The sequence below is a fragment of the Amycolatopsis sp. NPDC039088 genome, assembly GCF_055598845.1.
In genome coordinates this window covers 39,507-53,855 of record NZ_JBVKAE010000041.1, presented here as the reverse complement: position 1 = coordinate 53,855, position 14,349 = coordinate 39,507, and the positions used below count along the sequence as shown (strand labels likewise).

11 protein-coding genes are annotated in these 14,349 nt (G+C 69.1%); 3 read left to right on the top strand and 8 right to left on the bottom strand.

What is annotated here, in order from left to right; genetic code table 11:
- Positions 1-35 precede the first annotated feature (35 nt).
- The 4 genes from ACZ7KI_RS36485 to ACZ7KI_RS36470 all read right to left on the bottom strand — a co-directional run bounded on the left by ACZ7KI_RS36485 (position 36) and on the right by ACZ7KI_RS36470 (position 4,267).
- Positions 36-1,187 (bottom strand): glycosyltransferase family 4 protein, encoded by a 1,152-nt coding sequence (locus tag ACZ7KI_RS36485; protein ID WP_470277571.1) that lies wholly within the window; start codon positions 1,185-1,187, stop codon positions 36-38.
- 72 nt (positions 1,188-1,259) lie between these two features.
- The gene (locus ACZ7KI_RS36480; protein WP_470277570.1) at positions 1,260-1,910 is read right to left on the bottom strand and encodes an L-threonylcarbamoyladenylate synthase; all 651 of its coding nucleotides are present in this window, start codon (positions 1,908-1,910) and stop codon (positions 1,260-1,262) included.
- Between the two features lie 639 nt (positions 1,911-2,549).
- Positions 2,550-3,563: an NAD(P)H-dependent glycerol-3-phosphate dehydrogenase gene (locus ACZ7KI_RS36475; protein ID WP_470277569.1), complete on the bottom strand. Its 1,014-nt coding sequence runs from the start codon at positions 3,561-3,563 to the stop codon at positions 2,550-2,552.
- Complete coding sequence (locus ACZ7KI_RS36470; protein WP_470277568.1) at positions 3,563-4,267, bottom strand: lysophospholipid acyltransferase family protein; 705 nt, start codon at positions 4,265-4,267, stop codon at positions 3,563-3,565. The genes ACZ7KI_RS36475 and ACZ7KI_RS36470 overlap by 1 nt, the downstream gene beginning before the upstream one ends.
- Positions 4,268-4,363: 96 nt before the next feature.
- Here ACZ7KI_RS36470 and cofC point away from each other — a divergent pair, with 96 nt between their 5' ends.
- The 3 genes from cofC to ACZ7KI_RS36455 are packed head-to-tail and all read left to right on the top strand — an operon-like array spanning position 4,364 to position 8,302.
- Complete coding sequence (gene cofC / locus ACZ7KI_RS36465) at positions 4,364-4,993, top strand: 2-phospho-L-lactate guanylyltransferase (RefSeq protein WP_470277567.1); 630 nt, start codon at positions 4,364-4,366, stop codon at positions 4,991-4,993.
- A 58-nt stretch (positions 4,994-5,051) separates the two neighbouring features.
- Complete coding sequence (locus ACZ7KI_RS36460; RefSeq protein ID WP_470277566.1) at positions 5,052-7,370, top strand: RNA degradosome polyphosphate kinase; 2,319 nt, start codon at positions 5,052-5,054, stop codon at positions 7,368-7,370.
- Entirely contained in the window at positions 7,367-8,302 is a 936-nt protein-coding gene (locus tag ACZ7KI_RS36455) for an NUDIX hydrolase (protein ID WP_470277565.1), read from the top strand. Before ACZ7KI_RS36460 ends, ACZ7KI_RS36455 begins: the two co-directional genes overlap by 4 nt.
- A gap of 88 nt (positions 8,303-8,390) precedes the next feature.
- Here ACZ7KI_RS36455 and ACZ7KI_RS36450 read toward each other — a convergent pair whose 3' ends face one another.
- From ACZ7KI_RS36450 to leuC, 4 genes are all read right to left on the bottom strand, one after another.
- Positions 8,391-11,144, bottom strand: coding sequence for an AfsR/SARP family transcriptional regulator (locus ACZ7KI_RS36450; protein ID WP_470277564.1), 2,754 nt, complete (start codon positions 11,142-11,144; stop codon positions 8,391-8,393).
- A gap of 176 nt (positions 11,145-11,320) precedes the next feature.
- Positions 11,321-11,992 (bottom strand): HU family DNA-binding protein, encoded by a 672-nt coding sequence (locus tag ACZ7KI_RS36445; RefSeq protein WP_470277563.1) that lies wholly within the window; start codon positions 11,990-11,992, stop codon positions 11,321-11,323.
- Positions 11,993-12,245: 253 nt separating this feature from the next.
- A complete protein-coding gene (gene leuD, locus ACZ7KI_RS36440) occupies positions 12,246-12,848 on the bottom strand; it encodes a 3-isopropylmalate dehydratase small subunit (RefSeq protein ID WP_470277562.1) in 603 nt (200 codons plus the stop codon).
- 32 nt (positions 12,849-12,880) lie between these two features.
- A complete protein-coding gene (gene leuC, locus ACZ7KI_RS36435; protein WP_470277561.1) occupies positions 12,881-14,299 on the bottom strand; it encodes a 3-isopropylmalate dehydratase large subunit in 1,419 nt (472 codons plus the stop codon).
- Positions 14,300-14,349 lie beyond the last annotated feature (50 nt).

Below are 14,349 nucleotides of genomic sequence, written 5' to 3'. Positions count from 1 at the left end.
AGCCCGCCAGTGTAGGCCCGCGCCGATCCCCGCTTTCAAGCAGTCCGGTTCCGCGACCGCAGCCTCGGGATGACCGACACCAGGGTCGCCAGCAGGAAGCCGAATCCGACAATCCAGAAAACCGCGGCACTGTCGAACAACGTCACGGAAACGGCGCCGAACGCGAGCAGGCCCGCCCACAAGTAGATGAGCAACACCGCGCGGCGCTGCGAATGGCCGATCTCCAGCAGGCGGTGGTGCAGGTGCATCTTGTCCGCGGCGAACGGGCTCTCGCCGCGACGGGTGCGGCGGATGACCGCCATGATCAGGTCGAGCAGCGGCACGAACAGCACCGCGGCGACCACGACGAGCGGTGAGAGCAGCGCGAGCGCGTCCTTACCGCTGAACTGCGGGTACGGCACGCGGCCCGACGCGGACGTCGTCGCACCGGCCAGCATGAGCCCGATCATCATCGAGCCCGAGTCGCCCATGAAGATCTTCGCGGGCTGGAAGTTGTACGGCAGGAAGCCCAGACAGGCCCCGGCGAGGGTGGCCGCGATGAGGGCGGGCGGGTACGCGCCGACGTCGCCACCCGAGGAGTCGAGCAGGCCGAGGGAGAACGAGCACGTCGCCGCCGCGGCGATGAAGCCGAGGCCGCCGGCGAGACCGTCGAGGCCGTCGACGAAGTTCATCGCGTTGACCATGACGACCACCAGCACGACGGTCAGCAGCGCGCCCTGGTTCTTGTCCAGCACCAGCACCTGGCCGAAGGACTCGCCGCCACCGCCCCACGGCACCCAGAACGACACCCATTGCACGCCGAAGATCACCAGGATCCCGGCGCACATGACCTGGCCCGCCAGTTTCGTCCAGGCGTCCAGTTCGAAGCGGTCGTCGAGCGCGCCGATCAGGGAGATCACCCCGGCGGCGAGCAGGACGCCCAGCGAGTCGAAGGAGAAGTCGAAGCCGCGGCTCAGCGCGGGCAGCTGGTGCGCGAGCCCCATCGCGGCGGCGACGCCGAGGAAGATGCCGATCCCGCCCATCCGCGGGATCGGGGTGACGTGGACGTCACGGGCCCGCGGGTTGGCGATCGCGCCGATCCGGATGGCGACCCGGCGCACCACGCCGGTGAGCAGGAAGGTAACGGCCGCCGCGGTGAGGGCGACGAGGAGGTATTCCCGGATCGGGAGGCCTTGCGTAGGAGGCATGGTGCGTTACGCCGCCGAGGTCCAAGTCACTCGAACACGCTACCGCGCTGGGGGGATACGCCCGGACACGGTCTAGGCGAGTGACTCCGCGGGCACACCCAGTACTTCCGCGACCGCGGCGCGGCTGACCGCGCCCTCCCGCAGGATGACCGGGTCGTCGCCGGTGAGGTCGACCATCGTGGACGGAACGGGCGCGCCGGTGGATCCGGCGTCGAGGTACACCGCGACGCTGTCACCGAGCTGGTCGACCGCTTCCTGCGCGGTGGAGGCGGGCGGCTGACCGGACACGTTGGCGCTGGAGACCGCCATCGGGCCGACGTCACGCAGCAGCTCCAGCGCGACCGGGTGCAGCGGCATGCGCAGCATCACCGTTCCGCGTGACTGGCCCAGATCCCACTGCAGGCTCGGCGCGTGCGGCAGGACGATGGACAGGTCACCGGGCCAGAAGGCCTCCATGAGCGCGCGGGCCTGCGGCGGCGTGCCGAGCACCAGTCCGTCCACAGTGGACCAGGAGCCGACGAGGACGCCGACCGGCATGTCCGGGCCGCGGTTCTTGGCCCGCAGGAGCGACTGGACGGCGCCGCCGTCGAAGGCGTCCGCGCCGATGCCGTAGACCGTGTCGGTCGGAAGGACGACGAGGCGGCTGGAGCGCACCGCGCTCGCCGCCGCGGCGAGCCCGTCGGCCCGCGTTTCACGCTTGCTGCAGTCGTACACCGCGCTCATGGCCTGTGAGCCTAGCCTGCGGCCTCGTGAGTGGTAATGACGGTTCTATTGAGGGGTAAGGCAAACGTGTCGTGTCTCGGGCGAGACGGTGATCTCGCTAGTCACGCCCTACCGAAGTACATGAGGGCCCCCTTCCTTGCGCCTAGCGCCAATGCCAGGAACTTAAGGGCGGTGGCGTGGTGCTGTTTTAGCGTGTTTTCCCTGGTCTGGTGGTCCGGCTCCAGCGGGAACCGGACGTTCGGGCGGCGCTGGTTCGCCGACGAGGGTTGGTGGGTCTGTGAAGGCCTCCTTGAGGGACCCAGAGTCCCTCAAGGAGGCCTTCACAGACTTGGAAATACGGGCAAACTGGACGTAAGCGGACATTTCTCCTTGAATGGCGTCCTGTGGACGGTCCGCGAAGCTGGAGAGCCCGCCCTCGAGCCACCTATCGAGGGGTAGTCAAACGTGACGTATTCGGCTCACTGCCTGACGGGAGGCGAAGAGCTCCCCGTCAAGGCAGGGGCGACTGTCCACAAGGGACACCGGGGCGCGGCCCGGCTTCCGTCAGTCAGCCGGTCCCGCACCAGTGCACACCTTGCCCCTCGACAAGACCAAGCCACCGACCTTGAGTTCCCAGCGCGTGAAGGCGGCTCCAGCCCCTCAGGACCACTCGTGCTTCTGCGACCGTCCGAGCAGCTCCGCTCCCGCGCGCCGCGGGTCGACCCCTTCGTGGCACACGCGGTGCATCGCGTCGGTGATGGGCATGTCGACGCCGAGGCTCAGCGCGAGTTCCCGGATCGACGTGCACGACTTGACGCCCTCGGCCACCTGCCCGCCCGCGGCGTCCAGCGCCTGCTGCAGGGTCTCTCCCCTGCCCAGCCGCTCGCCGAAGGTCCGGTTGCGCGACAGCGGCGAGGAACACGTCGCCACCAGGTCGCCGACGCCGGCGAGCCCGGCGAAGGTGAGCGGATCGGCGCCGAGTTTCGCGCCGAGCCGCGCCATTTCGGCCAGTCCTCGGGTGATCAGCGTCGCCATCGTGTTGGTGCCGAGCCCCAGCCCGGCGGCCATCCCGCAGCTCAGCGCGATGACGTTCTTGCACGCGCCGCCCAGTTCGCAGCCGACGACGTCGGTGTTGGTGTACGGCCGGAAGTACTGGTTGAAGCTCGCCTGCTGGATCGCCTTGGCGTTGTCGTGGTCCGTGCACGCGACCACCGCGGCCGACGGCTGCCCCAGCGCGATCTCCTTCGCCAGGTTCGGCCCGGAAACGACCACGATCCGGCCGTCCTCCACGGCCGCGATCTCGGCGATGACCTGGCTCATCCGCTTGAGCGTGCCCAGTTCGACACCCTTCGCGAGACTCACCAGGATCGCCTCGCGCGGCAGCAGACCGGACCACTCCAACAGATTGGTCCGCAGCGTCTGGCTCGGCACCGCGAGGACCACGGCCTGCGCACCGTCGAGGGCTTCGGCCGGGTCCGCCGTCGCGGTGATCCGCGAGGGCAGTTCGATATCAGGCAAATAGGACGAATTCCGGTGCTGGTCCCGGATCTCCGCCGCGACCTCCGGCCGCCGGGCCCAGATGGTCACGTCGCGGCCGGCGTCGCCGAGCACCTTGGCGAACGCCGTGCCCCACGATCCGGCGCCGAGTACGGTCACCCGCTGGACCTCGGCCATCAGGCGTCGTCCTCCGGCTTCTTCGCGGGCGGTTCCTCCTGGCGGATCTCCGCCAGCAACGCGGTGATCTCGGTCATCATCTGCTCGGTGACCTCGCGCAGTTTGGACGCGCTGCGCGTGGAGCCGTCCTTGTAGGCCGACAGGTCCATCGGCTCCCCGACCAGGTGTGTGATCGTCTTGCGCGGGAACGGCGTGAACTTCTTCGTGTACCCGTTGAAGATGTGGTTCGTGCCCCAGCGGGCGATCGGGATCACCGGCACGTCGGTCTCCAGCGCGAGCCGCGCGGCGCCGGTGAACGGCTTCTTCGGCCAGCCTTCGGGGTCCTTGCTGATCGTCCCCTCGGGATAGATCACGACGACCTTGCCGTCGCGCAACGCCTGGTGGGCGGCCTTGAGACTGTCACCGGCGGCGGCCGAACCGCGCGAGACCGGGATCTGCCCCGCGCCGACGAAGATCTTGCCGAAGAGCGGCGTCCTGGTCAGGCTCTCCTTGCCGAGGAACCGCGGCACCCGCTTCTGCCGGTGCACGAAGACCGCGTCCACCGCCGGGTCCATGTGGGACACGTGGTTGAGCAGCAGCAGCGCGCCGCCTTCGCGGGGGATCCGCTCGGCGTTGCGGTAGACGCGCTTGGCGATGGCCGTCGCCGGGTAGAACAGTGCGGCGGCGATGCCCACCCAGATGCCGCCCTTCTCACGCCGGGCCAATTCGTCCTCCTCGAAGTCGCACGTGCCGTCCCAGACCCCTGATCCTGCCGCCCGCGTACGAGCGGGGTCCAGGGAGGGTCGGGTAAGAATGCAGATGTGGACGTGGACCTGATCGTGCCGATGAAACGCCCGGCGCAGGGCAAGTCGCGCCTTCGCGGCGCGGTCGTGCCCGAGCGGCACCCCGAACTGGTGCTGGCGCTGGCGTACGACACGCTGGCCGCGGCGACCTCGGCGGACGGGGTCCGCCGGGTACTGGTGGTCGCCGCCGACCCGGCGTCGGTGGCGGATCTCGTCGAACTCGGGGTGGAGATCGTCGCCGAGCCGTCGCGAGGCGGATTGAACGCCGCCCTGCGTCACGGCGAAGAACTGCTTCGCCGGGACACACCGTCCGGTCTCGTCGGTGCCCTGCAGGCCGACCTGCCCGCGTTGCGGACCGAAGACCTCACCGCGGCGCTCGCCGAGGCCGCCGGAGGACGGGCGTTCGTCGCGGACCGGCAGGGAACGGGCACGACGCTGCTGCTCGCGGCGGCCGGTCTTCCCCTCGCCCCCCGCTTCGGCGAGGGTTCCGCGCGGGCACACACCGCTTCCGGTGCGACGCCGCTCACGATCGCCGCCGAATCGCTCCGCGCCGACGTGGACACCGCGGATGATCTCGCTCACGTCCGCACCCTGGGTGTCGGAAAGCGCACTTCAACGCTGTTGGGAACACCCTGCGTGGCGATGTGACGAGAGTTCACCACGGCGACGCGCGCGCGGCGCACATAATCGCTCCGAGTGGTGAACAATGAAGTCCGTGAGCACAAACGACGGCGGCACCCCGAACTCGGCAAGGAAGCGGAAGACCTCCGCCGCGAAACCGGAACCGGACAACAGCGGCACCAAGCCCGCCAGGGCGAGGAAGATCAGTCCCGCGGTGAAGACGAACAGCACCCCGCGCGCGGCCATCCGCGCGACGCGCGGCGGTTCGGCGAGCCGTCCCGCACAGGAGTTCCGCGCGCTGCCGGCCGCGCCGCCCGCGGTGACCTCGGCGCCGACCGCCGTCGAGACGCTGCCCGACGACCGGTACTTCAACCGTGAGCTGTCGTGGCAGGACTTCAACGCGCGCGTGCTCGCGCTGGCCGAGGACGAATCGCAGCCGCTGCTCGAACGCGCCAAGTTCCTGGCGATCTTCGCGTCCAATTTGGACGAGTTCTACATGGTGCGGGTCGCCGGGCTGAAGCGCCGCGACGAGACGGGCCTCCCGGTCCGCAGCGCGGACGGGCTCACCCCGCGCGAGCAGCTGGCCTACATCGCCAAACGCAACCAGGACCTGGTCGAGCGGCATACGAACGCCTTCGAACTGCACCTGCGGCCGCGACTGGCCGACGAGGACATCCACATCGTCGGCTGGAACGACCTGACCGGTGCCGACCAGCTCCGGCTGTCCAACTACTTCAGCGAGCAGATCTTCCCGGTGCTCACACCGCTGGCCGTGGATCCCGCGCATCCGTTCCCCTACATTTCGGGCCTTTCGCTCAACCTCGCGATCACCGTCCGGGACCCGGAGGCGGGCACCGAGCGGTTCGCCCGCGTCAAGGTGCCGAGCAACGTGCCGCGGTTGATGCGGATCGAACAGCAGCCGAGGGAGAACCGCACCGCGACCTTCCTTCCGCTGGAGGAACTGATCGCCGCCCACCTCGGTGAACTGTTCACCGGGATGGAGGTCACCGAACACCACGCGTTCCGGGTCACCCGCAACGCGGATTTCGAGGTCGAAGAGGACCGGGACGAGGACCTGCTCCAGGCGCTGGAGCGCGAGCTGGCGCAGCGCCGGTTCGGCCCGCCGGTGCGGCTCGAAGTCGCTCAGGACATGAGCGAGCACATGCTCGAACTGCTGCTCCGCGAGCTGGAGGTCGACCCTCGCGACGTCGTCGAGGTCCCCGGTCTACTGGACCTGACCTGCCTGCACCAGCTGTCCGGAGTGGACCGCAAGGAACTCAAGGACCGCCCTTTCGTCCCCGCCACCCATCCGGCGTTCGGTGAGCGCGAGACGCCGAAGTCGGTGTTCGCGACGCTGCGCGAGGGCGACGTCCTCGTGCATCACCCGTACGACTCGTTCTCCACCAGCGTCCAGCGGTTCATCGAACAGGCCGCCGCGGACGACAAGGTGCTGGCGATCAAGCAGACGCTGTACCGCACCTCCGGGGACTCCCCGATCGTCGACGCGCTGATCGACGCGGCCGAAGCGGGCAAGCAGGTCGTCGCGCTGGTGGAGATCAAGGCGCGGTTCGACGAACAGGCCAACATCACCTGGGCGCGCACGCTGGAACGCGCCGGCGTGCACGTGGTCTACGGGCTCGTCGGGCTGAAGACGCACTGCAAGGTGTCGATGGTGGTGCGTCAGGAGGGTTCGACCATCCGCCGCTACTGCCACATCGGGACCGGCAACTACAACCCGAAGACGGCACGCCTCTACGAGGACCTCGGCCTCCTGACCGCCGATCCGACCATCGGCGCGGACCTGACGGATCTGTTCAACGTGCTCACCGGGTACTCCCGGCAGGACACCTACCGCAACATCCTCACGTCGCCGCACGGGATCCGCCGCGGCATCGTGCGCGCGATCGGCGAGGAGATCGAACTCGCGCGCGCCGGGCAGACCGCGGGAATCCGGATCAAGTGCAACTCGCTCGTCGACGAGCAGGTGATCGACGCGCTGTACCACGCGTCGCAGGCCGGAGTGCCGGTCGACATCGTGGTGCGCGGCATCTGCGCGCTTAAACCGGGTGTCGAGGGACTGAGCGAGAACATCCACGTCCGCTCGATCCTCGGCCGGTTCCTGGAGCACTCGCGCATCTTCAACTTCCGCGCGGGCGGCACGCAGTGGATCGGCAGCGCGGACATGATGCACCGCAACCTGGACCGCCGCATCGAGGCGCTGGTACGGGTCAAGGATCCGAAGCTGACGGCGCAGCTGGACTACATCTTCGAGTCCGCGCTGCACCCGTCGACCCGGTGCTGGGTGCTGAACTCGACCGGCGAGTGGACGCCGTTCCCCGCCTCCGGCGACGACGTCCGCGATCACCAGGTCGAACTGGCGAAGCGACACGGAGCCGCCGGATGAGCGCGGTCGTGCGGGCGGCGGGTGCCGTCCTCTGGCGTCGTGACGGGGATCGGATCGAGGTCGCGCTGGTCCACCGGCCGCGCTACGACGATTGGTCACTGCCGAAGGGAAAGCTGGATCCGGGCGAGACCATCGCGCAGGCCGCGGTCCGCGAGATACACGAGGAGACCGGCTTCGAGGCGGTGCTCGGCCGGTATCTGGTCCGGACCGAGTACACCGTCGCGGGTGCGCCGAAGACCGTCGACTACTTCTCCGCCCACGCGGCTTCGGGCGAGTTCGCCCAGAACGAGGAAGTCGACGAACTGCGCTGGCTCGCCCCGGAGACCGCGGAGAAACTGCTGACACGCCCTGGCGACGTGCGGGTGCTGCGCGAGTTCTCCGCGCTGCCGCCCGACCTCACCACGGTGGTACTGGTGCGGCACGCCAAGGCGGGTAAACGCGACGAGTGGAACGGCGACGACGACCTGCGGCCGCTTTCGGACGCGGGCCAGCGTCAGGCCGAAGCACTGCGTTCGCTGCTGCGGCACTACGGGCCGACCAGGGTGCTCTCGGCGCCGCGGCTGCGTTGCGTCCAGACGGTGAACGGGCTCGCCGAAGATCTCGAGGTCGAGATCCGGCACGAGCCGCTGCTGTCGGAAGAGGGCTACTGGCCGGATCCGGTGCTCGGCGTCGCACGGCTGCTGGCCATCGCGGGCGACGGCGGGACCCCGGTGGTCTCCAGCCAGGGCGGCGTGATCCCGGACGTGGTGAGCGCGCTGGCCGACCGCGACGGCGTCGACCTGCCCGCCGCGCGTGGCGGGGTGGTGCCGTCGAAGAAGGGCTCGTTCTGGGTGCTGTCCTTCCGGTCGCCGACCGAAGAAGACGGACCGGTGCTGGTGGCGGCGGACTACTTCGCGTCGCCTCTGCCCACGCCGGCGCCCGCGCATCCCTGAGTCCCCCGCGGTGACAGCGAACTGACAGCGCCCCTTGGTTTACTCCACCCGTGTCCCCGCTGGGGGGTCGCGACGCGGTACTCGCCGTTCAGCCTGGGGGTGGAACGGACAGCAACGTCCGTACTTCGTCGGCACGGGGATCACCGAGGCGCTGGCATACGGCCAGCGCCTCGGCTCCGTATGCCTTGGCCTCTTCGGTCCGGCCCGTGCTCAGCATGATCTTCGTCAGCGTGATGAGCGTGTCGATGGTCCCGTATTCGGCGCCGAGGCCGTGGAGTTCGGCCAGCGCGTCGGAACAGCTCGCCTCCGCTTCTTCGAACCGCTCCGCACCCGCGAGTGCTTCGCCGGAGTTGGAGAGGGCGAGTGCGGCGTGGTACCGGTCGCCGAGATCGGCGAACGCCTGTCTCGCTTCCAGCGCGGCTTCGACCGCGCCGTCGTAGGCGCCCATCCCGATCCGGCTCGCGCTGATGTTGAGGAGCGCGTGCGGGACGAAGGTGCGCTGCCCGGTGGCGGCGGCGAGGCGCGCGGCTTCGGCGGCGACCTGTTCGCTCTTCTCGAATTCCGAGCGGAGGTGGTAGGCCCCTGACAGATTCGACAGGATCGCGACCGTGACCTCGGAGCCGCCGGTCTCCGCGGACGCCTTCCTGGCCTCTTCCAACATCTCCAGCCCCTCGTCGGGGCGAAGTGCCCGCAGGTAGGCGGACCCGAGGTTGTTGGCCGCGTACTGCAGGCCCAGCGGATCGCCCGCCGCCCGGGTGGCCTCGACGGCGATCTTGCCGGTGCTGAACCAGTCCTCCTGATCGTGCCGTTCGGTGTAGAAGGCGCGCAGCAGCCACGTGAGTTTCCAGGCGCGGGTGGCCCAGCCATGGTCGGCGGCGCTCCGGACCAGCGCGGCGAGCGCCTGGCGTTCCTCGACGTACCAAGCCATCGCTTCGGCGCGGTCGGCGAAATCGAGCCGCGGCCCGTCGACCGGTTCCAGCGTGACGTCCGAAGTGAGCAGGTCCGGCCGGATGAGTTCGTTCGCCGAGGCGACGGTGGCGGTGTACCAGTCGATCAGCCTCCGCAGCGCGGCTTCGCGTTCACCGGGCAGATCGTCTTCGGCGAGTTCCGCGGCGTAGACCCGCAACAGGTCGTGGAACCGGTACTGGTCGGTACGGGGCTGGTTCAGCAAATGCGCCGACGCCAGCTGGTCGATCAGTTCTCGTGCTTCGAGGACGCCTGTTCCCGACGCGACGGCCGCGGTCGCGATCCGGATCGACACCCCGGGGAACAGCCCGAGCATCCGGAACAGCCGTGCGGCCTCCGGGCGCAACGCTTTGTAGGACCACGAAAACGCCGCTCGCAGATCCGTGCCCGCGTCCTGTGGGTCCCGGAGGGTGTCGAGCCGGACACGCTGATCCCGCAGTTCGTCCACGATCCAGGCCAGTGAGGTTCCCGAAAACCGGGACGCCCGCTCGCCCGCCAGTGCCAGTGCCAACGGCAGGCCACCGCACAGCTGCGTGAGTTCCGCCACCGCGCCGGGTTCGGCGTCGAGCCGGGCGTGGCCGACGCTTTCGGCGAGCAGAGCCTTGGCGGCGTGCTCGTCCAAGGAACGCAACGGCATCCGTCGCGCCCCTTCCCTGGCGACCAGGCCCCGCAACTGGTTCCTGCTGGTGACCACGACCAGATTGCCCGAGCCGGGCAACAGCGGCCGGATCTGGTCGGCGTCACGCGCGTTGTCCAGCAGCAGCAGCATCCTGGTCTCGGCGAGCCTGCCGCGCAGTGCGGCCGACCGTTGCTCCACTGTGGAGGGCAGTAGGTCGGCGGGCATACCGACCGCCTGCAGGAACTCCGACAGTGCGTCCATCGGAGTGACCGGCGTACCGGCGGAATGCCCGCGCAGGTCTACGAAGAGTTGTCCGTCAGGGAATCTTTCCCGGAGCCGATGCGACCAATGGACGGCGAGGGCGGTCTTTCCGACCCCCGCCGTCCCTTCGATGACCACGATCCGTGTCGGCCGGTCCTGGCCGAGGAATCCGTCCAACCGGGCCAGTTCGGTTTCTCGGCCGCTGAAACCCGTGACGTCGAAGGGAAGCTGGCGCGGTACCGGGACCACCGGTGCCGCGGGCTCCGCGTGCACGTCCGCGGCGAGCAGTCCGGCGTGCAGCCGCCGCAGTTCCGCGCCCGGTTCGACACCGAGTTCCTCGACGAGAAGCGACCGCAGCCGGGCGTATCCGGCCAGCGCTTCGGCCCGCCTGCCCGAGCGTGCGAGAATCCGCACGAGTCTTTCCCATAACGATTCCCGGAGCGGATGCCTGCCGACCAGATCGGTCAATTCGGCGACGAGATCGGCGTCCGCCGCCACCCCGGTATCCAGGTCGATCCGCCTTTCGACGGCGAACAGATACCGCTCGGTGAGCAGCGGGCCCCATTCCTCGGCGAGGGTGGGGGAACCGACGCCTTCCAGCGGTGTCCCACGCCAGAGCGCGATCGCCTCCGCCAGCAGTTTCCGTTCCTCGGCCGGTTCTTTTCCGGCGGCCTCGTCGAGCAGGCGCAGGAATCGCAGCGCGTCGACCCCGGCGGGCGCGGAAATGAGACGGTAACCGTCCGGTTCGGTGACGACGATGTCTTCGCCGAGCAGCCGCCGCAAGCGCATCACATTCGTCTGCAGGCTGCCGCGGATCCGTTCCGGGGGTTCGGGTCCCCAGACGCCGCGCGCGAGCGTGTCGATGGAAACCAGACGGCCGCACGACAGGGCCAAGGTGGCCAGCAGGGCGCGTTGGCGGGCACTGCTGAGCGGGCGCGGTACCCCGTCCACGATCACCCGGAACGGGCCGAGAAGCCGGATTTCGATGATGGCCACCCCCAGTCCTGCCAGTATTGTGTTCTCCCGCCTCGCTCCCCCGCGAGAAGCGTGACACAGCGAGACAGCGGCCGGACGGGGTTCCCCCACATTCCGTGGCGAAGCCCGGGAAAACAGCGGCAGGGCCCCGCGCCGTGCGCGGGGCCCTGCCGTTGGCTCACTCGTGGAGAGGGAGCTTACTTCTTCTTCGCGGCCGCCGAAGTCCGCTTGGCCGGAGCCTTCTTCGCGGGAGCCTTGGCGGTGGTCGCCTTGGCGGCCGGCTTCGCGGCGGCCTTGGTGGCGGTCGCCTTCTTGGCCGTGGTGGCGCGAGTCGTGGCCTTCGCCGCGGTCTTCGGCGCCGCCTTGGTGGCGGTCGTCTTCGCGGCGGCCTTGGTCGCGGTCGCCTTGGCGGCCGGCTTCGCGGCGGCGGCGCGCGTCGTGGTTGCGGCGGCGCGGGTCCGCGTGGTGGTGGAACGCGTCGCGGCCGGGCGGCTGGCGGCCGTCCGGGTCGTCGTCGCGCGGGTGGCGGCGGCCCGAGTGGTGGTGGTGCCGGCGGTCGCACGCTTCACAGCGGTGGCCTTCGGCAGCTTCTTCGAACCGCTGATGACGTCCTTGAAGGTCGTCCCCGCGCGGAAGGCGGGCACGTTGGTCTTCTTGACGCGAACGGTCTCACCGGTGCGCGGGTTCCGCGCGGTGCGGGCGGCGCGGGCGCGCTTCTCGAACACACCGAAGCCGGTGATGTTCACCTTCTCGCCCTTGTTGACCGTCCGGATGATGATGTCGACAAGGCCATCGACGGCCTCCGACGCGACCTTCTTGTCGCCCAGGCGCTCCGACAGCGCCTCGATCAGCTGGGCCTTGTTGGCCATTCCAGTCCTCCAAGAAGAACTACTTGTACACGGCCCCGTCGGCCGACTTAGCGCACACGGTATTACCAATGCAGCACAAATTCCAAACGACGCGCGGAAATTTCCCTTGTCTCGGGGGCTGTTCCGCCTCTTGAGGGACCCCTCCAGGGCCTCTTGAGGTGCCGTTCGGTGTGGTTTCGGGGCTGTCTTGGAGAGCCTCGGCCGGGGTGCGGATTCCCTGCTCAGCAAGGGAATCCGCGCCCTTCGGCGGGCCTTAGGAAGCGGCCGCCGGGAGGGTCACCGGCTTCCAGGAGGGGCGCTGGGACTCGAAAGTGTCGATCTCATCCGCGTGGCGGAGTGTCAGGGCGATGTCGTCGAGCCCTTCGAGGAGCCGCCAGCGGGTGTAGTCGTCGATCTGGAAGGGCGCGGTGAAGTCCTTGGCTCGTACCGTCTTCGACTCGAGGTCCACCGTGACCTCCGTCCCAGGCTCGTTTTCGAGCAGCTTCCACAGCAGTTCGACGTCCGCCTGCTCGACCTGAGCGGCGACCAGGCCCTGTTTGCCCGAGTTCCCACGGAAGATGTCCGCGAACCGGGAAGAGATCACGACCCGGAAGCCGTAGTCCATCAGGGCCCAGACGGCGTGCTCGCGGGAGGAACCTGTGCCGAAGTCCGGGCCCGCGACCAGGACCGACCCGGTTTTGAAGGGCTCCTGGTTGAGGATGAACGACTCGTCGGAGCGCCAGGCGGCGAAGAGCCCGTCCTCGAAGCCGGTGCGGCTCACGCGCTTGAGGTAAACCGCCGGGATGATCTGGTCAGTGTCCACGTTGGACCTGCGCAACGGGACTCCGACGCCGGTGTGGTGGGTGAACGCGTCCATGGTGATGAAACTCCTCAGCGAGGTCGGCGATGTCAGCTGGCGGTGACGGACAGCAGGTCTTCGGGGCTGGACAGGGTTCCCCGCACGGCCGTCGCGGCGGCCACGAGCGGGGAGACCAGATGCGTCCGGCCGCCCTTGCCCTGCCTGCCTTCGAAGTTGCGGTTCGAGGTCGACGCGCTGCGCTCGCCGGGCTTGAGCTGGTCCGGGTTCATGCCGAGGCACATCGAGCAACCCGCCTGGCGCCATTCCGCGCCCGCGTCGATGAAGATCCGGTCCAGGCCTTCGGCTTCGGCGGCCTTCCGGACGCGCATCGAGCCGGGGACCACGAGCATCCGGACCGACTCGGCGACCTTGTGCCCGCGCAGGACGTCCGCGGCGGCCCTCAGGTCCTCGATACGGCCGTTCGTGCAGGAGCCGAGGAAGACGGTGTCCACCGCGATCTCGCGCAGCGGCGTGCCGGGCTTGAGGTCCATATAGGACAGGGCCTTCTCGGCGGCGACGCGCTCGTTCTCGTCGCCGATCTTCTCGGGGTCGGGTACCTCGGCGCCCAGCGGGAGACCCTGGCCCGGGTTCGTGCCCCAGGTCACGAAAGGCGTGAGCTCGTCGGCGTTCAGGTGCACCTCGGCGTCGAAGACGGCGTCGTCGTCCGTGCGGAGTTCACGCCAGTTCTCGACGGCGGCGTCCCAGCCCGCGCCCTGCGGCGCGTGCGGACGGCCCTTCAGGTAGGCGAACGTCGTCTCGTCGGGTGCGATGAGCCCGGCGCGCGCGCCGGCTTCGATGGACATGTTGCACACCGTCATCCGGGCTTCCATCGACAGGTTCTCGATGGCCTTGCCGCGGTATTCGAGGACGTAGCCCTGCCCGCCGCCGGTGCCGATCTTCGCGATCACCGCGAGGATGACGTCCTTCGCCGTGACGCCGGGACGCAGCTCCCCGTCGACGGTGATCGCCATCGTCTTGAATGGACGGAGCGGCAGGGTCTGGGTCGCCATCACGTGTTCGACCTCGGAGGTGCCGATCCCGAACGCCATCGCGCCGAACGCGCCGTGCGTCGAGGTGTGACTGTCGCCGCACACCACGGTCATCCCGGGCTGGGTCAGGCCCAGCTGCGGGCCGATGACGTGCACGATGCCCTGTTCGGCGTCGCCCATCGGATGCAGCCGGACGCCGAACTCCTTGCAGTTGTTGCGAAGGGTGTCGACCTGGGTACGGGACACGGGATCCGCGATCGGCAGCTCGATGTCGATCGTCGGGACGTTGTGGTCCTCGGTCGCGATGGTGAGGTCGGGACGGCGCAGTTTCCGGCCTGCCAGGCGGAGTCCGTCGAACGCCTGCGGGCTGGTGACCTCGTGCAGCAGGTGGAGGTCGATGTAGAGCAGGTCGGGCTCGGCCCCCTCGCCGCGCCGCACCAGATGCGACTCCCACACTTTCTCGGCCAGTGTCCGGGGCATTTCCGGCTCCTCACATGCGGTGAAATCGGTACTTCCCACCATCTGGACAT

Bases quoted from the DNA above. Each gene is read 5' to 3' on its own strand.
- ACZ7KI_RS36485 (WP_470277571.1), bottom strand. From the start codon at position 1,187: ATGCCTCCTACGCAAGGCCTCCCGATCCGGGAATACCTCCTCGTCGCC.
- ACZ7KI_RS36480 (WP_470277570.1), bottom strand. From the start codon at position 1,910: ATGAGCGCGGTGTACGACTGCAGCAAGCGTGAAACGCGGGCCGACGGG.
- ACZ7KI_RS36475 (WP_470277569.1), bottom strand. From the start codon at position 3,563: ATGGCCGAGGTCCAGCGGGTGACCGTACTCGGCGCCGGATCGTGGGGC.
- ACZ7KI_RS36460 (WP_470277566.1), top strand. From the start codon at position 5,052: ATGAAGTCCGTGAGCACAAACGACGGCGGCACCCCGAACTCGGCAAGG.
- ACZ7KI_RS36455 (WP_470277565.1), top strand. From the start codon at position 7,367: ATGAGCGCGGTCGTGCGGGCGGCGGGTGCCGTCCTCTGGCGTCGTGAC.
- ACZ7KI_RS36445 (WP_470277563.1), bottom strand. From the start codon at position 11,992: ATGGCCAACAAGGCCCAGCTGATCGAGGCGCTGTCGGAGCGCCTGGGC.
- leuD (WP_470277562.1), bottom strand. From the start codon at position 12,848: ATGGACGCGTTCACCCACCACACCGGCGTCGGAGTCCCGTTGCGCAGG.
- leuC (WP_470277561.1), bottom strand. From the start codon at position 14,299: ATGCCCCGGACACTGGCCGAGAAAGTGTGGGAGTCGCATCTGGTGCGG.